15 protein-coding genes are annotated in these 20,510 nt (G+C 59.4%); 7 read left to right on the top strand and 8 right to left on the bottom strand.

The window, feature by feature from the left end; genetic code table 11:
• Positions 1 to 232: 232 nt before the first annotated feature.
• From ACY4LX_RS06915 to ACY4LX_RS06885, 7 genes are all read left to right on the top strand, one after another.
• Positions 233 to 2,299 carry a type VI secretion system Vgr family protein gene (locus ACY4LX_RS06915; RefSeq protein WP_463259506.1) on the top strand — a complete coding sequence of 689 codons (2,067 nt, stop codon included), beginning with the start codon at positions 233 to 235 and terminating at the stop codon, positions 2,297 to 2,299.
• Entirely contained in the window at positions 2,296 to 2,991 is a 696-nt protein-coding gene (locus tag ACY4LX_RS06910; RefSeq protein WP_463259505.1) for a DUF4123 domain-containing protein, read from the top strand. Before ACY4LX_RS06915 ends, ACY4LX_RS06910 begins: the two co-directional genes overlap by 4 nt.
• A gap of 14 nt (positions 2,992 to 3,005) precedes the next feature.
• The gene (locus tag ACY4LX_RS06905; RefSeq protein WP_463259504.1) at positions 3,006 to 6,713 is read left to right on the top strand and encodes a toxin VasX; all 3,708 of its coding nucleotides are present in this window, start codon (positions 3,006 to 3,008) and stop codon (positions 6,711 to 6,713) included.
• Positions 6,713 to 7,777: a hypothetical protein gene (locus ACY4LX_RS06900; protein WP_463259503.1), complete on the top strand. Its 1,065-nt coding sequence runs from the start codon at positions 6,713 to 6,715 to the stop codon at positions 7,775 to 7,777. The genes ACY4LX_RS06905 and ACY4LX_RS06900 overlap by 1 nt, the downstream gene beginning before the upstream one ends.
• 126 nt (positions 7,778 to 7,903) lie before the next feature.
• A complete protein-coding gene (locus tag ACY4LX_RS06895; RefSeq protein WP_463259502.1) occupies positions 7,904 to 8,968 on the top strand; it encodes a hypothetical protein in 1,065 nt (354 codons plus the stop codon).
• Positions 8,969 to 9,094: 126 nt separating this feature from the next.
• Positions 9,095 to 10,156, top strand: coding sequence for a hypothetical protein (locus tag ACY4LX_RS06890; RefSeq protein ID WP_463259501.1), 1,062 nt, complete (start codon positions 9,095 to 9,097; stop codon positions 10,154 to 10,156).
• Positions 10,146 to 10,712, top strand: coding sequence for an AP2/ERF family transcription factor (locus ACY4LX_RS06885; RefSeq protein ID WP_463259500.1), 567 nt, complete (start codon positions 10,146 to 10,148; stop codon positions 10,710 to 10,712). The genes ACY4LX_RS06890 and ACY4LX_RS06885 overlap by 11 nt, the downstream gene beginning before the upstream one ends.
• 181 nt (positions 10,713 to 10,893) lie before the next feature.
• On the opposite strand, the gene ACY4LX_RS06880 is transcribed toward ACY4LX_RS06885, so the two are convergent.
• From ACY4LX_RS06880 to ACY4LX_RS06845, 8 genes are all read right to left on the bottom strand, one after another.
• Positions 10,894 to 11,895, bottom strand: a complete 1,002-nt coding sequence (locus tag ACY4LX_RS06880; protein WP_463259499.1) for a diguanylate cyclase domain-containing protein — start codon at positions 11,893 to 11,895, stop codon at positions 10,894 to 10,896.
• 48 nt (positions 11,896 to 11,943) lie between these two features.
• Complete coding sequence (gene cheB / locus ACY4LX_RS06875; RefSeq protein ID WP_149657421.1) at positions 11,944 to 12,954, bottom strand: chemotaxis response regulator protein-glutamate methylesterase; 1,011 nt, start codon at positions 12,952 to 12,954, stop codon at positions 11,944 to 11,946.
• Entirely contained in the window at positions 12,951 to 15,242 is a 2,292-nt protein-coding gene (locus ACY4LX_RS06870; RefSeq protein ID WP_463259498.1) for a response regulator, read from the bottom strand. Before ACY4LX_RS06870 ends, cheB begins: the two co-directional genes overlap by 4 nt.
• Positions 15,239 to 15,922 carry a chemotaxis protein CheW gene (locus ACY4LX_RS06865; RefSeq protein WP_463259497.1) on the bottom strand — a complete coding sequence of 228 codons (684 nt, stop codon included), beginning with the start codon at positions 15,920 to 15,922 and terminating at the stop codon, positions 15,239 to 15,241. The genes ACY4LX_RS06870 and ACY4LX_RS06865 overlap by 4 nt, the downstream gene beginning before the upstream one ends.
• On the bottom strand, positions 15,919 to 17,193 hold the full coding sequence (locus tag ACY4LX_RS06860) for a CheR family methyltransferase (RefSeq protein ID WP_463259496.1): 1,275 nt from the start codon (positions 17,191 to 17,193) through the stop codon (positions 15,919 to 15,921). Before ACY4LX_RS06860 ends, ACY4LX_RS06865 begins: the two co-directional genes overlap by 4 nt.
• Positions 17,190 to 17,726 (bottom strand): chemotaxis protein CheW, encoded by a 537-nt coding sequence (locus ACY4LX_RS06855; protein ID WP_463259495.1) that lies wholly within the window; start codon positions 17,724 to 17,726, stop codon positions 17,190 to 17,192. Before ACY4LX_RS06855 ends, ACY4LX_RS06860 begins: the two co-directional genes overlap by 4 nt.
• Positions 17,726 to 19,348: a methyl-accepting chemotaxis protein gene (locus ACY4LX_RS06850; protein WP_463259494.1), complete on the bottom strand. Its 1,623-nt coding sequence runs from the start codon at positions 19,346 to 19,348 to the stop codon at positions 17,726 to 17,728. The genes ACY4LX_RS06855 and ACY4LX_RS06850 overlap by 1 nt, the downstream gene beginning before the upstream one ends.
• 356 nt (positions 19,349 to 19,704) lie before the next feature.
• Positions 19,705 to 20,427: a tellurite resistance TerB family protein gene (locus ACY4LX_RS06845; RefSeq protein ID WP_463259493.1), complete on the bottom strand. Its 723-nt coding sequence runs from the start codon at positions 20,425 to 20,427 to the stop codon at positions 19,705 to 19,707.
• Between the last annotated feature and the right edge of the window lie 83 nt (positions 20,428 to 20,510).

Genomic DNA, 20,510 nt, shown 5'->3' with positions numbered 1-20,510 from the left:
GAACTTTTGAAAGCCGGCGAGTATAACGTAATCAAGCTGTCACGGCAGCCCGCCTGGCGGACTGAATACGCGCCGGTTCTTTTTGACGACTTCCTGCCAAGCAAAAAATCCTGAGGAAAAATCCTACCCGATAAAAAAATTCTTCCCACACCAGTAACAGAATCCCCCTGCATCAACCCCGCATTCACTCATTCACAGTCCCGCCCTTCTAAATCAGCACAAGGGATGTGTGATGTTCGGCCCTGCCCATCAAGCCTCTTTCCTCCTGGACATCGAGGGTTTTACCCACGACCTGCACGTCCTTGAGTTCAACGGCAAGGAAGCCATCAGCCAACCCTTTCGCTTTGATCTGAAACTGGTTAGCGAACACCCCGGCCTGGATCTGGAAAGCCTCCTGCATCGCCCGGCATTCCTGGGTTTTGATCGCCATGGCGCCGGCATTCATGGTCACGTGTACAGCATCGGCCAGGGCGACGCTGGCAAGCGTCTGACTCAATACCAAATCTCCTTGATGCCCAGCCTCGCCTACCTGGGCCACCGTTTCGACCAGAAAATATTCCAGAAACGCAGCGTGCCGCAGATCATCGCCCAAGTCCTGGAGGCCCAGGGCATCCTCGGCGATGCCTACCGCTTTGCCCTCGGCACGGATTACCGCCCAAGGGATTATTGCGTCCAGTACGGCGAGAGTTGTCTGCATTTCATCCAGCGACTCTGCGAAGAAGAAGGCCTGCATTACCACTTCGAGCACAGTCGTGAGGGGCATGTGCTGGTGTTCGGGGATGATCAAACGGTATTCCCCAGGCTGCATCGCCCTACCCCATACCTGCAGGACAGCGGACTGGTCGCCGATGACCCGGTGATCAAGGCCTTCACCCTGGCGATGGAAACCCGCCCCACTGCAGTGACCCGTCGCGACTACGACTTCGAAAAGCCCTTGCTGCAACTGGAGAGCGCGGCGAAAGATCCTTCGCCGCCACACCTCGAAGACTACGGCTTTCCCGGCCGCTTCACCGACCGTGAACAGGGCAAACACCGTGCAAGGCGCGCCCTTGAACGGCATCGCAGCGATTATCGGCAAGCCACCGGGCGTAGCGATCAGCCCATGTTGCTCAGTGGCCACTTCCTCCCCCTGACCGGCCACCCGCGCCAGGAATGGAATGACTTATGGCTGCTGACCGAAGTCATCCATGTCGGCCAACAACCGCAAGTGCTCGAAGAGTCAGGCACCAGCCCCCCAAGCGGCGACTTTGCTCAAGGCTACCGCAACACCTTTCTCGCCATACCGTGTCACACGCCGTTCAGGCCTGCGCTTGTCCACCCCAAAACCACGATCAACGGCTATCAGCACGCCGTGGTCTGCGGCCCGCCCGGCGAAGAAATCCACTGCGACGAATACGGTCGAGTGCGCATTCAGTTTCCCTGGGATCGCGACGGTGACCACGATGACCATTCCAGTTGCTGGGTGCGCGTGGCCAGCAACTGGGCCCACGACCGTTATGGCAGCGTGCTGATCCCGCGCGTGGGCATGGAAGTGATCATCGGTTTCTATCAGGGCGACCCGGACCAGCCGTTGGTCGTTGCCTGTCTGTCCAACGGCGCCAATCGCCCCCCGCTCGACCTCCCCGCCGAGAACACCCGCAGCACCTTCAAGACCCAAAGCAGCCCGGGCGGCGAAGGGTTCAACGAACTGCGCATCGAAGATCGCAAGGGAGCCGAGGAAATTTCCGTCCGAGCCCAGCGTGATTACCGGCAACACGTGTTGAACGATGAGCGGATTCAAGTCGACAACCAGCGCAGCATCGTGGTCGGGGGAAACGCTCGACATGAGCTGCGCGACGAAGAACAGCACATCGCTCACGGTGACCGGCGCACGGAAATCCGCCAGGACGATCGCCTCACGGTGCATGGCGAGCGCCATGTTCGCGCCACCAGCCATCGGCTGAGTGCTCAACAGCAGGTCCACCTCAGCGCCGATCAAAACATCGTCATCGATGGCGGCGCCAGCGCCACGATCCAGGTGGGGAGCGCGTGGATCACGATCAATTCCACAGGGGTTTTCAGCAGTGTGCCCATCCAGGTGGGCGGTGCACCAATGCCACTCATGGCAGCGGCCCCGGTGGTACTCGAGCCAAGCGAACCGCCCCTCCCCGAAACGGTTTCAACCGCTCTACTCAAACAACTACTCGGCAACGAAGCATTGATTGAACTCTGCCAGATGCCCAGCGGCGGTACGCCGATGGACTGCCCGCTGAGCGACTGCCAATGCCGCAAGGCCCTGGGCTATGGAAATCGCTCATGAATACATGGATTTTGCTGGAGCGCCCCGCCGCGCAGCTCGAAACGCTCTATCGTCTGGCGACACATGCCGACACCCAAAAGCTGTTCACTGGCACGTCACTCGGCGGTTTCGCCGAACACAGCCCGTTGCTGGTCAGGCTGAACAACCAACCGACGCTCACTCAGGCCATCGAGCAAACCCCGGCGCAGTGGCCCGGCCTGCTGATCGAAAGCACCTGTGACACGCCCTCGGTACTCGCGCACTTGCGCCAGATGCTGTTCGTCAACTTCGACCAGCAACGCAAAGGCGTGCTGCGCTACAGCAACCCGACCGTCGCCAGTTATTTTTTTGCCGCATGTACCGCGCAAGACCTCAGCCTGTGGCTCGGCCCGATCAAGAGTCTGCGCTGGTTCGGTGCGACGTGGGCCACTCAAGCGACAGGCGAAGCTGGCTGGCAGCAGTTGAACAACTTCCATGCGAACGACTGGCGCATTGAACGGACACACCGGGCAATGGTGCTGAGCGTCGCCCAGGAAGAAGCCTTGACGCGCCAGCGCAACGAGCAGTTTCTTTTCCACTGGTGGCAGCAGCATCCCCGGCATTCATTCGCGCACGCCCATGAACTGCTGGAGCAAGCCCTGACTCAAGGCATCGACGACAGCGACGCCATCAGCGATTACCTGAGCACCCACTGCGCGCAGGTTCAGTTATGACGCGCCTCGGGAAGATGACCAATGGCCCCATCTGCGAGCGCGACAAACTGATTGTCCAGGTCATTGGCACCGGGCATTCAAAAAACCAGCGACTGCTGATCGTCGATCAGTCCGGCTTCGAACCGCTCCAGGCCCTGACCGATGAGGCCGTGTGTGAAACAGAGCGTTCGACCAGCGTCCACAGCGAGCTTTTTGTGTGGGATTGGTCGGCGCAGTTCAAGCATCAGTTGTGGCTCGAAATTGCCACCACCCAAGGACCGCCGATTCGCCTGCCGTTGCTGGAGGACGTGCGTGTCACCCCGCGGCAACTGGAAACCCAGTGGAACCAGATCGTACCGATCCTGCCTTTCGTCGCGCTGCCCGGGACTCGCAGCCGCCATGACCTCGGCACGCCGGTCCTGTGCCGCAGTGGCTATGTCTATGTGTTTTACCGCGATCGTCTCTGGCGTGAGCTCGAGGTGCGGCAGGACGGCGAATTGACGACTTACCGCGACATCGATCTGCAGGCGTATCGCCAAGACCCGGCACTCAGCCTCGACTACCGACAGGCCAACGGTGTCGATCTCAGCGACATCTGGCTGCCCGCGACCTGGAACAACCAACCCGCCGAAGCCGTGCAACTGTGCTTCAGCGAAATCCAGCTCAGCGCCGCACGCATTAAACGACTTGAGGAAGACCCGGCGTTGCGCGCCCAGCGCTGTCAGAGCCCGGCGTTGAAATGCGAGCGCCGGACGCTCGAACGGCTTTTCCACCAGCAGCCCGATGGGCCGGCGATGCTGGAAGCATTCAGTGGTTTCAACCTATGGGATGCACAAGCGTCCGATGCCGCGACGAAAGCCGGCGTTACCTGGCGCAACCTGGCTTCGCGAGCCTTTCCGGTCAGCCTGATCGCCCCGCAACGGGCACGCCAAAGCGGTTTCGAATACGTGCTGGAGCATCCGGGGCGTTACGTCTGCGACCTCTCGGGGCAATTCGCGGCGCAACGCAAAACCGAAGCCAGGGCCTGTCTTGATCAGTGGGAACAAGGCGCCACACCCGCGTTACCTGCAACGTTTGAAAGCAGCGCCTGGGCGGATGGCCTCGCCACGTTGCTGGATCAATTGCGAGGAGAAACCCCCGCCACCGATGAAGCCGACCTCTGGCAACCTCAACCCACCGTCACCGATGTGCTGGAAACCGCTCGCCAACGGCGCGTGTGCGGCGTGCTGCTGGAAGACCCGCGCTACCGCGTGCGCCATCTCGTTTCACAGGTCCAGCAGCAACAACAATTGCTGACGTTGTATGCCGAGCGCGCCAGCCTGCACCCGCATCACGCCAGCGCGGTCATGGTCCAGCAGCTGATCGTGCCGGCGACGATCGGCGGGCAGAAAAACCCGTTGCATGCCTGTTTCGACAAAGTGAAAGAGGCCGGCCGTCGCGACATCAATCGTTTCACCGCCACCGCCGAACGCGCCTTGCTCTGGCAACAACTAAACATGGCGCAGGCCCTGCTTGCCGAGTGCCTGCAACAACCGGTGACCCAGCAAACCCTCGCCGATCATTTGAGCCTTGAGGGCTTTGATTACCTGGCGGCGTTGTTTGCCGTGAGTCAGGTGTTCGCCAGCCTCGCCACCGTGCCCGCGCAACTTGATCCGCTGGCCCGCAATGGCGATGTCACCAATGCGCTGACCGGGTTGAGCCTCTACAGCCCGCAGGCCAGTGTCGGCCAGACGTTATTCAATGACATCGCCCACGACCCGGCGCACCCACTGCACCGGATGCTTTGGCCGGCCGTTGATGAAGCCGCGTTGGTTACACCTTATGTGCCGCCCACCGAGAAAACGGTCAACGAGGGCGACGGATGTCTACGCGCCCAACACCTCGCCGTATTCGAAAGCGAGCCCGGCCCTTACTACCCGCAAGTCGAACACCTCGACGGGCATCTGCTGGAAGGGTTACTGGCCAGCGGCAGCCTGAACAGCACCCTCACCGGGCAATCGAAAGCGGCGGCCAGCACGTTGGTCAGCATCTACGAAAACCTCGCTGGCTCTTTAGAAACCGCCAGCAGCGCGGTGATGGCACAGGTCGCACACGCCCCCACCAGCGCTTACCTGCATGGACTGGGCGTGGGACTGTTACGCAGTTTGATGCCCAATACCTTTGGTGAAATGCACTTCATCAATCGCCGGGATGCGGATCCGCAGCGCTATCACCTCTTTGGTTTGTCCGATGTGCCGACTGGGGATCAGCGGCCTCGGCGGGTGATGGGGGAGTATCTGGATGCTCAGGGGCGACCTTTGAAGGTCGGGAGTGCCGCTGATGCTTTCGAGACACCGAGCACTCAACGCATGGGTCATTACAAGCTGGTGGTGATGCCGGTGGATCACCCGACAGTGCGCAGCCTGAGTGCGCTGAATCAGCGGATTAATGCGGTGCATAAAGAGGATGTGGAGGCTCGGGGGATGGACAACGCGAAAGTGAAAGGCGCGTTGCAGCAGGGTGTGGATGGGCATGCGGATTTGGCGAATAGCCGGGTTTATCGGGTGTTGAACTCGTTGCCGTTTGCGGCGGGGGTTTTGATGTTGGAGGTTTGGAATGTTAGGACGGAGTGGGAAGGTAGGGAGCAGTTAAAACGAGAGAAAGGTTCATTACGCGTAGGTTTATCTTTCGCGGGGGCCAGCATTGATCTGGTTATTGCGCTAGAGATGTTGACGGTAAAAATTGCCGGTACCAAGTCTGTTTGGGCGGTTGGCCGTAAGGTTCTTTTTACTTTTTCAGAGGAGGCTGTGAAAAAAACTTTAGGAACTCGAGCAGCAACGTATTTAGCAAAGGAGTTCACCGGCCGGATACTTGCCCAAATTGGCTCTGGGTTAATTCTTTCAGCTATTTGCCTTGCAGACGCCTGGTATGCGTGGACATGGGGCGATGATGCCGGATGGGGATATCTGATGATGGCCGTGGGTGGAGCAGTTAGTGCTATTAGTAGCCTGATTGTTCCCACAGTCACCTTTCTTGGTCTTGGTCCGGCAGGTTGGGTAGCGCTGATATTGATTGTAATTGGCGCCGGAATGGCTTGGTGGCTAAGCGACAAGCCTATTGAAGAATGGCTGGTTAATGGCCCTTTCGGCACGCAAGTTCATTCAGACAATGTGCATCTGCTAGATCCGCAGAGTAGCTTTTACTACCTGATCAGTTTGTTTGCCGACATTCGCATCAATGTGGGGCCCAACCCCGAATTCGTCCCCAATGCTAAACACGACATTCACGCAAAGACGCCTTTTCAGGTTATCTCGTCCAACACTTGCATTCGCATTGAAAGCAACTTAGCGGGCCTGGTTTCAAATTTGGGCACGCTCAATGTCAATGCTCACTGCCGACTCAATACATTCGAAGTCAGAGGTGGACGCATCAAAAGTGAAACCGTAACGTTCAAAAAACTGATTAACAGTCAACTTGCTCCGCCTAAAGCACAAAGACTGCTTCCGCAGGGCTTGGAACTTTTTTTCGCAACCCCACCGAGCTATGCCTTTGACTTAGCGACACGCTCACCTGGCATTGAGCAGCATTGGCAAGTTAGAGCGCAATGTGTACTGGAGCAAAAAAATCAGCGCTGGCACTTTCCTGCGCCACCGCCAAAGGATGCAACGCCATTTGATGCCCCCCACAAAAAACCGAACTTCGACAGCGTAGGCGAACTTTATTGGGCTGACGAATTTACAAACAAATCCCGGAACAGTAACTGATGACTGACGAATCGTGGTACGCCCAGACTGCCTATGGATGGAATGAGGTACCCCAACAAGAACGCTCGGCTGAACGCCCATGGATTTTGCGCTTCGCGAAGGTCAGACTGCCGTGGGGCAATACGGATGAAGTCACGGCTACAAATCTTTTCGAAAAATTCCCACCAAAAGAACTTCGTCTCCATGAAGGCTTCAAGAAAGAGCGTGAAAAGCAAATAGCCGAAAACATCTATGATCCGACCCCATACGGACATATTGATTTTCATATAAGGGATGATAACGAACGGTTCAGATATGCTCTTCTTCCCGCAAGCTCTCACTTCTGGATGTATATGTCAGGAGGGGGACGATTCATGTTTTTTCTACTTTTCATTGTCAGCATACCTTCCTATTTCGCAGTTGTTAGCGCAGGGCACGAGCCTATTTTGGAGTCAACCAAAACTATCTTTATCCAACTATTTTCCTGGCTTCTCGGCCTACCACTCCTATCCTGGGCAATCGGCTCAATCGTCATAAAACACTTCCCAAACCTCTGGCTAAAACCCTCCCGAGGCCCCATCTGGGAACTCAACCGCCGCACCGGTCTGGTCACCGTCTTCGACTACAAAAACAACGGTGAATATAAAAAGAACGGCACCATCGGTGAACTCACCGCGCCGTTCTACGAGTTCGACGCCTACATCGCCACGTCCCCGGACAGTCAGGGCATGCCGATGAATGTGCTTTACCTCGCCCATCGCTACCGCAACATCATGATCAATTTCGGCGCGCTGCTCTGTCCCGGTCCCGAGGTACAACCCGCGTGCGCCCTGTGGGATTTCATCCAGAACTACATGGACGTCAGCCGTCCCTTGCCGGACCTGCCGCAATACGAGGAATACCGCCACCTCGACCCCACCACCGCCGAATACGACCGCCTCACCGGTCGCAACCCGCGTTTCTGGATCGACATGGACGATGCGACGTTCAAGCAGGTGGTCAAGGAGATGCATCGACGCGTCGCCAGCATCGACACGTTTCAACGCCCGAACTTGATGGCCAGGTATGTGACCTATGTCGACTGAGTCAAACACAAAGTTTCCAGGATTTGCCGCGCCGGCAACTTCTATGGCAACAAGCCCAATTCCAGCAGTGAGGGTGAAACTTCATTGGGCTGATGAACTTACCAATAAATCGCGGAATAGCAATTAATGACTGATCAATCGTGGTACGCCCAGACTGCCTACGGATGGAATGAGGTACCCCAACAAGAACGCCCGGCTAAACGTCAGTGGATTATCCGCTTCGCCAAGGTCAGACTGCCGTGGGGCAACACGGATGAAGTCACGGCCGCAAACCTTCTCGAAAAATTCCCACCAAAAGAACTTCGTCTCCATGAGGGTTTCAAGAAAGAGCGTGAAGAGCAAATAGCCGAAAACATCTATGACCCGACCCCATACGGACATATTGATTTTCATATAAGGGATGATAACGAACGGTTCAGATATGCTCTTCTTCCCGCAAGCTCTCACTTCTGGATGTATATGTCCGGAGGTGGACGATTCATGTTTTTTCTACTTTTCATTGTCAGCATACCTGCCTATTTTTTAGGTATTACAACCGGAAATGACCCTATATGGGAGTCAACCAAGACTATCTTTATCCAAGTGTTTTCCTGGCTTCTCGGCCTACCACTCCTATCTTGGGCCATCGGCTCAATCGTCATCAAACACTTCCCCAGCCTCTGGCTAAAACCCTCCCGAGGCCCCATCTGGGAACTCAACCGCCGCACCGGTCTGGTCACCGTCTTCGACTACAAAAACAACGGTGAATATAAAAAGAACGGCACCATCGGTGAACTCACCGCGCCGTTCTACGAGTTCGACGCCTACATCGCCACGTCCCCGGACAGTCAGGGCATGCCGATGAATGTGCTTTACCTCGCCCATCGCTACCGCAACATCATGATCAATTTCGGCGCGCTGCTCTGTCCCGGTCCCGAGGTACAACCCGCGTGCGCCCTGTGGGATTTCATCCAGAACTACATGGACGTCAGCCGTCCCTTGCCGGACCTGCCGCAATACGAGGAATACCGCCACCTCGACCCCACCACCGCCGAATACGACCGCCTCACCGGCCGTAACCCGCGTTTCTGGATCGACATGGACGATGCGACGTTCAAGCAAGTGGTCAAGGAGATGCATCGACGCGTCGCCAGCATCGACACGTTTCAACGCCCGAACTTGATGGCCAGGTATGTGACCTATGTCGACTGAGTCAAACACAAAGTTTCCAGGATTTGCCGCGCCGGCAACTTCTATGGCAACAAGCCCAATTCCAGCAGTGAGGGTGAAATTTCATTGGGCTGATGAACTTACAAATAAATCGCGGAATAGCAATTAATGACTGATCAATCGTGGTACGCCCAGACTGCCTACGGATGGAATGAGGTACCCCAACAAGAACGTCCGGCTGAACGCCCATGGATTATGCGCTTCGCGAAGGTCAGACTGCCTTGGGGCAATACGGATGACATAACGTCTGTAAACCATCTCGAAAAATTCTCACCAAAAGCACTTCGTCTCCATGAAGGATTCAAAAAAGAACGTGAAGAGCAAATAGCCAAAAACACCTATGCTCCGAGCCCATATGAACTTATCGATTTTCACATAAGGGACGACCACGAGTGCTTCAGGTACGCACTTCTTCCCGCAAGCTCCCACTTCTGGATTTATATGCTAGGAGTGGGCCGTGTTTTATTTATAATTTTTCTGACCCTCTCATTCTTTATAATAACGGCCGAGTTTATAGACACAAAAAAAACACTAACAACCATCATAGCCGACTATAGCGAAACGCTAATTTTTTTACTGGGAGCTCCTCTAGCTTGTTGGCTGACCGGCACAATAGTAATTAAGTTCATCCCAAGCCTCTGGCTAAAACCCTCCCGAGGCCCCATCTGGGAACTCAACCGCCGCACCGGTCTGGTCACCGTCTTCGACTACAAAAACAACGGTGAATATAAAAAGAACGGCACCATCGGTGAACTCACCGCGCCGTTCTACGAGTTCGACGCCTACATCGCCACGTCCCCGGACAGTCAGGGCATGCCGATGAATGTGCTTTACCTCGCCCATCGCTACCGCAACATCATGATCAATTTCGGCGCGCTGCTCTGTCCCGGTCCCGAGGTGCAACCCGCGTGCGCCCTGTGGGATTTCATCCAGAACTACATGGACGTCAGCCGTCCCTTGCCGGACCTGCCGCAATACGAGGAATACCGCCACCTCGACCCCACCACCGCCGAATACGACCGCCTCACCGGCCGTAACCCGCGTTTCTGGATCGACATGGACGATGCGACGTTCAAGCAGGTGGTCAAGGAGATGCATCAGCGTGTCGCCAGCATCGACACGTTTCAACGCCCGAACTTGATGGCCAGGTATGTGACCTATGTCGACTGATAAGACACCACCCGATAACGGGGCCCTTCCGCTCACAGATAACCCGGATGCACTCGAAAGCACCAACGACTACGCCATCATCAAAGTCCGCCACAAAAAGTCGGGCGCCATGGCTTGGCGGGTGTCGTTGTACCGGGATGGCGTCTTGAAGGTACACAAGGAATTTACGTTCATCCGCCATGGTGGTGAGCGTGAGGCGCGTTGCGCTGCCGAGCGGTTTCGCAATGAGCAGATGCTGCGTTTCCCACCACCACTGAGCTGCATGGTCCGGCAAAAGTTGCGTGTCACTAACACCAGTGGCCTGGCGGGTGTTTCACGACAAACGAACGGCAAGAACACCTATTGGATTGCGCAAACGACGACTCGCCAAGGCAAAAAACTGTCCCGGTCATTCAACGTGGCAACGTTCGGGGAGGCACAGGCGAAACACAAGGCTATCGAGGCGAGGAAGGAGCAGTTAGCGACTATTGAGCATCGAGCCTTTCGTCATCGAGGTGGCGAAAAACTCCACGCTGAATTGCTGCGGACGGTCGCTACATCGGCGAACGATGAATGAACAGTGGCGAGGGAGTTTGTCGGAATGCCGCACCACCTCGTTCGGCTGCGAAGCAGTCGTGAAACCTGCTTGCCGGGTATGACTGTGTGAATGCAGGGGGCCGCTTCGCGACCCAACGGGGGCAAGCCCCCTCGCCACAGGGTGCGCGCGAGCCTGGAGAACTTCTACACCGGCCGACCCGCTACTCAATCCCCACCTGATTGCGCCCATTGTTCTTCGCCAGATACAGCCCCTTATCCGCCGCCGAGATCAATTGCCGGCAATCGCTACCCGCCTGCGGGGTAATCGTCGACAGGCCAATACTGATGGTCAGGTTCGAACCTTCAGTCGGGAACACATGGGGAATCTTCAACGCCGCCACGGTCTGGCGCAGTTTCTCCGCCACCAGTCGCGCGCCACCCGGCGAGGTGTTGGGCAGCACCAGCGCAAACTCTTCACCGCCATAACGGGCCGGCAGGTCCGAAGGCCGGGCGCTGGCGTCGCGGATCGCGGTGGCGACTTTGCGCAGGGCTTCGTCACCTTCCAGGTGGCCGAAGCTGTCGTTGTAGGACTTGAAGTAGTCCACGTCGATCATCAGCAGTGACAGTTGAGTCTGGTCCCGCAATGAACGTCGCCACTCCAGTTCCAGGTATTCGTCGAAGTGCCGGCGGTTCGACAGGCCGGTCAGGCCGTCGGAGTTCATCAGGCGTTGCAGAACGAGGTTGGTGTCGAGCAACTGCTGCTGGCTGACCCGCAACGCCCGATAAGCGGCATCACGCTGGAGCAAGGTCATGTAGGAGCGCGAGTGGTAGCGGATGCGCGCCACCAGTTCGATGTTGTCCGGCAGTTTGACCAGGTAATCGTTGGCCCCGGCGGCGAACGCCGCGCTTTTGATCAGCGGGTCTTCCTTGGTCGAGAGCACGATGATCGGGATGTCCTTGGTCGCCGGGTGGTTGCGGTATTCACGCACCAGGCTCAAACCGTCGAGACCGGGCATCACCAGGTCCTGCAGGATCACCGTCGGCTTGATCCGAATCGCCTGGGCTATGGCCTGGTGCGGATCGGCGCAGAAGTGGAAGTCGATGTTCTCTTGATTCGCCAGACCGCGCCGAACCGCCTCGCCGATCATCGCCTGATCGTCCACCAACAACACCATGGCGGCGTTTTCATCGGTCTTGAAGTCGTCGAGCTGTAAGTCATTCATGTGCGGTCACCTGAGTACTACTTGGGCCAGGATTGCTGTGAAAAGTCTTCATTTGGGGAAAATCTCCAGCAATCGTGGCGCTATCTTGTCCAGTGGGCGAATTTCCACGGCGGCGTCGATGGCCGCAGCCGCCTTCGGCATGCCGTACACCGCACTGCTGTTCTGGTCCTGCGCGATGGTCAGGTAGCCCTGTTGGCGCATGAGTTTAAGCCCCTGCGCACCATCGCGACCCATGCCGGTCAGCAAAACGCCCACGGCGTCGCCGTTCCAGTAACTGGCCACGCTCTCGAAAAACACATCGATCGAGGGCCGGTAAATCTCGTTGACCGGTTCGGCGGTGTAGGCCAGCGTCCCGTTTTTCAACAAGCGAATATGGTGGTTGGTGCCGGCCAGCAACACCGTGCCGGCCTGGGGCGGTTCGCCTTCCAGGGCCAGGCGCACGTTGAGGCCGCTGGCGCTGCTGAGCCACTCGGCCATGCCGGCGGCGAATACCTGGTCCACGTGCTGCACCAGCACGATGGCTGCCGAAAAATCCCGTGGCAGGCCCTTGAGCAATAATTCCAGTGCCGCCGGTCCGCCCGCAGACGAGCCGATGGCCACCAGTTTTTGCCGCGAACCCGAACTGCGCAGCGGGCTCGGCGCCGAGCGAACCCGATTGCCCTTGTCGCCGATCAGCCAGCCGATGTTCATGATCTTGCGCAGCAACGGCGCCGCCGCTTCCGCCGGGTTGCCGGCGCCGATGGCCGGCGTGTCGACCACATCCAGCGCACCGTGGCCCATGGCTTCGAACACCCGGTGCACGTTCTGCTGGCGGTCCACCGTGACAATCACAATGGCGCAGGGCGTATCGGCCATGATGCGTCGGGTCGCTTCTACGCCGTCCATCACCGGCATGATCAAGTCCATCAGGATCAGGTCCGGCGTCTGTTCGGCACAGCGTTGTACGGCCTCGGCGCCATTGCTGGCCACCCAGATCACCTGGTGCGCCGGTTCGAATGCCAAGGCGCGGCGCAGGGCCTCTACCGCCATGGGCATGTCGTTGACGATAGCGATTTTCATGCCCGCGCTCCTCCGATGAGCTCGACCACTGCATCGAGCAGGGCGTCGTCATGAAAACTGGCTTTGGCTAGATAATAGTCGGCTCCGGCGTCCAGTCCACGACGACGGTCTTCTTCGCGATCTTTATAGGACACCACCATTACCGGCAGCGATTGCAGGCGGTTGTCCCGGCGCAATAAAGACACCAGCTCGATGCCGTCCATGCGCGGCATGTCAATGTCAGTGATCAGCAGATCAAAATCCTCCGAACGCAGGGCGTTCCAGCCATCCATACCGTCCACGGCCACAGCCACGTCGTAACCGCGATTGAGCAGCAACTTACGCTGCAACTCGCGCACGGTCAGGGAATCGTCCACCACCAGAATCCGCTTGCGCGCCGCTTCCGCCGCCTGGTTACTATGACGGGCAATGCGCTCCAGACGCCCGGTGTTGAGCAGTTTGTCCACCGACCGCAGCATGTCTTCGACATCGACGATCAACACCACCGAACCGTCGTCGAGCAAGGCTCCGGCGGAAATATCCTGAATCTTGCCCAGACGCTCATCCAGCGGCAACACGACCAAGGTCCGTTCGCCAACAAAGCGTTCAACCGCCACGCCGTAGATCGCATCGCGCTCGCGAATCACCACGACCTTGAGGGTTTGCTGGCTGTTCTGGCTCGCCGGGCGCTGCAACAACTGACTGGCCGCCACTAATCCGACGTGCCGGCCTTCGTACCAGAAGTGCTGGCGGCCTTCGAGCTGGACGATGTCTTCCGGCTCCAGGTCGCACATGCGTTCGATGTGCGCCAGCGGAAAGGCGTAGGCCTCGTCGCCGACTTCCACCACCAGGCTGCGCACCACCGACAGGGTCAGCGGCACTTCCAGATGGAAACGACTGCCCTCGCCCGCCGTCTGCTCCAGCACCACCGCGCCGCGCAGTTGCCGGACCATGTGCTGAACCGCATCCAGGCCGACGCCGCGCCCGGAAACTTCGGTGACTTTGTCCCGCAGGCTGAAACCCGGCAGGAACAGGAAGGTCAGCAGCTCTTCTTCGCTCAACTGCGCGGCGGTTTCCGCCGGGGACAGTTGCCGCTCGATGATGCTGCGGCGGACCTTTTCCAGATCAACGCCATTGCCGTCATCGCTCAGTTCCAGCACCAGCAGACCGGCCTGGTGCGAGGCGCGCAGACGGATCAAACCTTCAGCCGGCTTGCCGGCCAATAACCGTTGTTCCGGAGTTTCAATGCCGTGGTCCACGGCGTTGCGCAGCAGATGGGTCAGCGGTGCTTCGAGTTTTTCCAGCACATCGCGGTCGACCTGGGTCTTTTCGCCTTCGATTTCCAGCCGTACCTGTTTGCCCAGATCGCGACCGAGGTCACGCACCATCCGCACCTGCCCGGTCAGCACGTCGGCAAACGGGCGCATGCGACAGGCCAGCGCCGTGTCGTACAACACCTGGGCACGCTGACTGGCGTGCCAGGCGAATTCATCCAGTTCAGCGTTCTTTTCCACCAGCAACTGCTGGGATTCGGCCAATAAGCGACGGGCATCGTCCAGCGCTTCCTGGGCTTCCAGGCTCAGGTTCTGGTCCTTGAGGTGGACGTTGAGGTTTTCCAGCGCCCGCAAGCCGTTGCTTTGCGTGCGTTTGAGGCGCTGCATGGTGGCAAGGTGCGGTTTGAGGCGCAGGGTTTCCACCAGGGATTTGCTCGACAGGTCGAGCAGGCTGTTCAGGCGTTCGGCGGTGACCCGCAACACCCGCTCACCGTTTTCGGTGGTGCGTTTGGTCTTGCGCGGCGGCTCGGCGGGGGCGACCGGCAGCGACTCGACCACCGGAATCGGCACTTCGACCACGGGCGGCTGCACCTGTTGCTCGTCCATGAACGGTGCAATCGGTGTGCTGATCGGCGGCGCCAGCGCCATCGGATCGAGCAAGCGCCCCATCAGCGCCACGTAGGCGTCGATTTCCACCGCCGAAGGCGCGTTGTGTGGGGTGGCGATGCGCATCAACAGGTCGGTGCCCTGCAGCAACGCATCGATGTGCTCGGGCCGCAGATAAAGCCGCCCTTCCTGGGCGCTGACCAGGCAATCCTCCATCACATGGGCCACGCTGACCCCGGCATCCACGCCAACAATCCGCGCCGCGCCCTTGAGCGAGTGCGCCGCGCGCATGCACGATTCCAGGTGATCGGCCTGGGTCGGATCGCGCTCCAGGGCCAACAACCCGGCGCTCAGCACCTGGGTCTGGGCCTCGGCTTCAAGGCTGAACAGTTCCAGCAAAGAGGCGTCGCGCATTTGCTCGGGGGTCATGTGAGGCTCCGGGTCACGGCGGACAGCAACTGTTCTTCATCCAGCCAACGCAGGCTGCGACCTTTGAATTGCAACACGCCACGGGTGTATTTCGCACTGGCCTGGACGCCGGACTGGGACGCGGCATCGAGGATGCGTTCGTCGATGGCGTGAATCCCGTCCACTTCATCCACCGGCACCACCACCGGGCCACCGCGAGCGGCGATGATCAGCATGCGCGGCATCACCCGCCCACCGGCCGGTGCGTTGTTGGTCGCGTCGAGGCCGAGCAACTCCACCAAAGACAAACACGCGACTAACGCACCGCGCACATTCGCCACACCGAGCAAGGCCCGGGAACGCTGGTGCGGTAAGGAGTGGATGGTTTGCAGCGGCGCCACTTCCACCAGGCTGCGCGTGGCCAGGCCCAGCCATTCTTCGCCGAGGCGGAACATCAGCAGCGAGCGGGTTTTGACGTCGGTTTCGACCGCGGTCGCCACTTGCTCGTGATCTTCCTGCTGCAAGGCGTAGCGGTCGAGCAAGCGGGTGGCGGCGGCGGAGTACACCGCACAATTGCGGCAATGAATGTGCTCGGTCAGCAACGGGCAGGACTTGTCGCCGTGGATGCCGATGCGGTTCCAGCAGTCGTCGATGGCCTGGGCATCTTCATGGGTGACGCTCAAGGTGTCGGAGATGCTCATCGTTTACGCTCACTGTCAGCGGCGCGCTCACTGCGGGCGGCGCGGTCCTGCAATCGTTTGGCGCCCGCCGTGTCGCCCTGGGATTGCAGCAAGGCCGCCAGGTGCATCAACGCGTCGGGGTGTTGCGGCTCGAGGTACAACGCCTTGCGATAAAACCCTTGGGCTTCCAGTGCGCGGCCGGCCACATCGCTGAGCAATCCCAGCCAATAAAACACCTGAGCCACCGGTTCGTGGCTGCGCAGGTAACTTTCGCAGGCGGCGCGGGCATCGGCACTTTTGCCTTCGTTGGCCAGCGCGGCAATGTTCGCCAGCAGTGAGGCGGCGTCGGGGTTAGCGGTTTTCACCGTCACGGGCAGCGGCACCACCGTTGCGAACGGACGGCTGCGCACTGGCGGCGGGGTCACGCTGCGCACCGGTTGGCGCACCGGCAGCGGCGTCGGCACGAATGAAGACGGATAAGGCTCGGGCTCCGGCGCACTTTGGCGACTGAACGCGAAGGACTGCGGGATACCAATCGAACGCATGCCCAGACGCCCAAGCAAACTGCCCTCCGCCGGGCCGATAAACAGCACGCCATCGACGTGGGTCAGGCGTTTGAGCACTTCGAACACTTGTTGCTGGGTCGGCTGGTCGAAATAGATCAGCAAGTTGCGACAGAACACGAAGTCATAGGGCGGTTCACTCGCCAGCAAGGCCGGATCCAGCAGGTTGCCGACCTGCAAACGCACCTGTTCCAGCACCCGTTCGCTGAGTCGATAACCGTCCTCTTCGGCGCTGAAATGCCGTTCGCGAAAGGCGATGTCCTGCCCGCGAAAAGAGTTTTTGGTGTACAGCGCGCGCTTGGCTTTCTCTACCGAAAGCGGGCTCACATCCATGCCTTCGACCTTGAACTGATGGGGCTTGAGCCCGGCATCGAGCAAGGCCATGGCGATGGAGTACGGCTCTTCGCCGGTGGAACACGGCAGGCTGAGAATCCGCAGCGCGCGCATGTTGTTGATGTCGGCCAGGCGTTTGATCGCCAGTTTCGCCAGGGTGGCGAAGGATTCCGGGTAACGGAAAAACCAGGTTTCCGGGACGATCACGGCTTCGATCAACGCCTGCTGCTCATCCCGCGAGCCCTGCAAGGTGTGCCAGTACTCGTCGGCGGTCAGCGCCTGGGACGCCGTGGTGCGCTGGCGCACGGCGCGCTCGATGATCGCCGGGCCGACCGACGCGACGTCGAGGCCGATGCGGTCCTTGAGGAAATCAAAAAAGCGCTGGTCGCTGCTCATGGCTGCTCCCCAAGCGATGCCAGGTCCAGGGGCGGCGATGGGAACAGCAGCGCCCGCACCTGATCGTCCAGCAGGTCGGCAACCCGCACCCATTGCAGTAAACCCTGGGCATCCTTGCGCACCGGGCCGAGGTACGGCGCCTGGGGATTGTCCAGGCCATAGGGCTGAAAATCCGCCGGGTTGCAGCGTAGGGTGTCGGTGGCCTGTTCGAGGATCAGCCCGAGCAATTGTGCCGGCGTCGACTCGTCCGGCTGATAGTGCACCAGCACCAGGCGCGTACTGGTGCGGGCCTGGGCCGGTTGGCCGAACGTCAGGGCGCTGAGGTCAATCACCGGCACCACCGCGCCGCGATAGGCGAACACCCCGGCCACCCAATCGGGGGCCCGGGCAATCGGCTTCAACGGCAGGCGCGGCAGCACTTCCGCCACCTCGATGGCTTGCAGGGCGTAGCGCTCGTTACCGACGCGGAACACCAGGAACAACGCCTGCTTCGCCGACACCACGGCAGGGCGTTTGGCCGCGAGTTCGCTCATCAGACTTTAAATCGCGAGACGCCGCTGCGCAGCCCGACCGCCACCTGACTCAGTTCGTCGATGGCGAAACTGGCCTGGCGCAAGGACTCGACGGTCTGGCTGCTGGCATCGCCCAACTGCACCAGCGCGTGGTTGATCTGTTCGGCGCCGGTGGCCTGGGCCTGCATGCCTTCGTTGACCATCAACACCCGCGGCGCCAGCGCCTGGACTTGGTGGATGATCTGCGACAGTTGCTCGCCGACCTGCTGCACTTCGGACATGCCGCGGCGCACTTCCTCGGAGAACTTGTCCATGCCCATCACCCCGGCGGACACCGCCGACTGGATCTCACGCACCATTTGTTCGATGTCGTAAGTGGCCACGGCGGTCTGGTCCGCCAGACGTCGCACTTCGGTGGCAACCACGGCAAAACCGCGACCATATTCACCGGCCTTCTCGGCCTCGATAGCGGCGTTGAGCGACAACAGGTTGGTCTGGTCGGCGACTTTGACGATGGTCACCACCACTTGATTGATGTTGCCGGCCTTCTCGTTGAGGATCGCCAGTTTGGCGTTGACCAGATCCGCCGCGCCCATCACCGAGTGCATGGTGTCTTCCATGCGCGCCAGGCCTTGCTGCCCGGAACCGGCCAGCACCGAGGCCTGATCGGCGGCGGTGGAGACTTCGGTCATGGTGCGCACCAGGTCACGGGACGTGGCGGCAATTTCTCGGGACGTCGCGCCGATTTCAGTGGTGGTAGCGGCGGTTTCGGTAGCGGTGGCTTGTTGTTGCTTGGAGGTGGCGGCGATTTCCGTCACCGAGGTGGTGACCTGCACCGACGAGCGCTGGGCCTGGGACACCAGGGCCGTGAGCTCGGTCATCATGTCGTTGAAGCCGGTTTCCACCGCGTTGAATTCGTCTTTACGCTCCAGGTTCAGACGACTGCTGAGGTCGCCAGTGCGCATGATTTCGAGGATCTGCACGATGCGGTTCATCGGCGCCATGATGGCGCGCATCAGCAGCAGGCCGCAGAGGCCGGCGGCCAGCACCGCGATCAGCAGGGAAACGCCCATGATGATCTTCGCTGTGAGCACGGCGTCATCGATGTTGGCCATGTCCTGGTCGGCCACGGCTTTGTTTTCACGCAGGATATCGTTGAGCTTCATGCGCCCGGCCGTCCAGGTCGGGGTCAGTTGCTCGTTGAACATCTTGATGGCCTCGGCTTCCTGATTGCGCTTATGCAAATCAAGCACCGCGGCGAGGGTCTTGTTGTACTCCTCATGGAGTTTTTCGAAGGCGGCGAATTCGACCTTGTCTTCCGCCGTGGTGACGGTTTTGCGATAGTTGTCCATCGCATCGACCACGCGTGCTTCGAAGCTTTTGAAGTCGGCGGCGTCTTCGGCACTGATGCCCTGCCCTTCCTTCAAGCCGAGCATTTCCTGGGTCTGGAGAAAACTGTCGACCCAGGCGCCACGGATGGTCGAGCTGTAATACACCCCGGGCACTGCATCATCGCGCACGCTTTCTTCACTGGCCTCGATCTTCAGCAGCCGGGAATACGAGACGACGACCATCAACAGCATGATGGCAATAATGACCGCAAAGCTCGCCAAGATGCGTTGGCGCAACGTCCAGTTCTTCACAGTATGTCCTCGGGGCCATTTTCAAATGCTGCGGAGTATAGCTGAGGGCGGTGTTTCATTTATAAGACGGATGCGCGTCGCCCTCCGCCCCGTGGGTAAATAGCCGGGATGGGCTCTGGAATGGGACTTTCCGCTAGATGGGGGCAAGGTTGCCAGTGGTGATTTGGCAGAAAGGGGCCGTGGAATGGTCATGGGGGGATGGGTTTAGCTGAAAGGCGCGAAATTGATCGTTCCCACGCTCCGCGTGGGAATGCAGCCAGGGACGCTCTGCGTCCCAAATGGACGCGGAGCGTTCAAAGAGGCATTCCCACGCGGGAGCGTGGGAACGATCAGATCATAGGCGTTACGGGCATCGCTTACATTGCAGCCTGCCGCACCTGTTTCTCCAGCTCCGCCTTCAAACCCGGTTCAAGCTTCAATTGCCGCGCCAGTTCATCGAGGTAGGACTTCTCCATGAAGTTCTCCTCATCCACCAGCATCACGCTGGCGATGTACATCTCGGCGGCCATTTCCGGGGTGCTGGCGGCGCGGGCGACGTCGCTCGGGTCGAGGGGTTTGTTGAGTTCGGCGTGCAGCCAGTGTTGCAGTTCCTGGTCGTTATCGAGCCTGGTGAATTCACCTTCAATCAGCGCCCGTTCACGCTCATCGACATGACCGTCCGCCTTGGCCGCTGCGACCAGGGCCTTGAGAATCGCCTGGCTGTGCAACTCGACCTGCGCTGGCGGCAAGCGGTCGACCGTTTGCGGCTCGGTCTTCGGTGCCGTGCCCTGCTGGGCCTGCCAATTACCGTAGGCCTTGTAGGCAATCACGCCCAGCGCGGCGAGACCGCCGTAGATGGCGACTTTGCCGCCCACCTTGCGCACCTTCTTGTTCCCCATCAGCAGCCCCATCGCCCCCGCCGCCAACGCACCACCACCCGCCCCCGAGAGCAAGCCACCGAGGCCGCCCGAGCCACCGCTGCCGCCTAGCAAGCCGCCCAGGCCGCCGGCAGAAGGCTTGTTTTGATGACCGCCAGACTTTTTCTGCAACAGGTCCTGGCCGGATTTGAGTAGCTGATCGAGCAATCCACGGGTGTTCATTTGCTGTCTCCACGAATTCGGGGTAACTGGATCAATAAGGCCATCAGCCTAGATCGAAAGTGCCCAGCGACCGGCGACGAGAG

Source organism: Pseudomonas sp. Emmai, assembly GCF_055179735.1.
This window is presented reverse-complemented; position numbering and strand designations above follow the sequence as displayed.

Excerpts from the sequence above, each read along its gene's own strand:
- ACY4LX_RS06915 (WP_463259506.1), top strand. The coding sequence starts at position 233 with ATGTTCGGCCCTGCCCATCAAGCCTCTTTCCTCCTGGACATCGAGGGT.
- ACY4LX_RS06910 (WP_463259505.1), top strand. The coding sequence starts at position 2,296 with ATGAATACATGGATTTTGCTGGAGCGCCCCGCCGCGCAGCTCGAAACG.
- ACY4LX_RS06905 (WP_463259504.1), top strand. The coding sequence starts at position 3,006 with ATGACCAATGGCCCCATCTGCGAGCGCGACAAACTGATTGTCCAGGTC.
- ACY4LX_RS06900 (WP_463259503.1), top strand. The coding sequence starts at position 6,713 with ATGACTGACGAATCGTGGTACGCCCAGACTGCCTATGGATGGAATGAG.
- ACY4LX_RS06895 (WP_463259502.1), top strand. The coding sequence starts at position 7,904 with ATGACTGATCAATCGTGGTACGCCCAGACTGCCTACGGATGGAATGAG.
- ACY4LX_RS06890 (WP_463259501.1), top strand. The coding sequence starts at position 9,095 with ATGACTGATCAATCGTGGTACGCCCAGACTGCCTACGGATGGAATGAG.
- ACY4LX_RS06885 (WP_463259500.1), top strand. The coding sequence starts at position 10,146 with ATGTCGACTGATAAGACACCACCCGATAACGGGGCCCTTCCGCTCACA.
- ACY4LX_RS06880 (WP_463259499.1), bottom strand. The coding sequence starts at position 11,895 with ATGAATGACTTACAGCTCGACGACTTCAAGACCGATGAAAACGCCGCC.
- cheB (WP_149657421.1), bottom strand. The coding sequence starts at position 12,954 with ATGAAAATCGCTATCGTCAACGACATGCCCATGGCGGTAGAGGCCCTG.
- ACY4LX_RS06870 (WP_463259498.1), bottom strand. The coding sequence starts at position 15,242 with ATGACCCCCGAGCAAATGCGCGACGCCTCTTTGCTGGAACTGTTCAGC.
- ACY4LX_RS06865 (WP_463259497.1), bottom strand. The coding sequence starts at position 15,922 with ATGAGCATCTCCGACACCTTGAGCGTCACCCATGAAGATGCCCAGGCC.
- ACY4LX_RS06860 (WP_463259496.1), bottom strand. The coding sequence starts at position 17,193 with ATGAGCAGCGACCAGCGCTTTTTTGATTTCCTCAAGGACCGCATCGGC.
- ACY4LX_RS06855 (WP_463259495.1), bottom strand. The coding sequence starts at position 17,726 with ATGAGCGAACTCGCGGCCAAACGCCCTGCCGTGGTGTCGGCGAAGCAG.
- ACY4LX_RS06845 (WP_463259493.1), bottom strand. The coding sequence starts at position 20,427 with ATGAACACCCGTGGATTGCTCGATCAGCTACTCAAATCCGGCCAGGAC.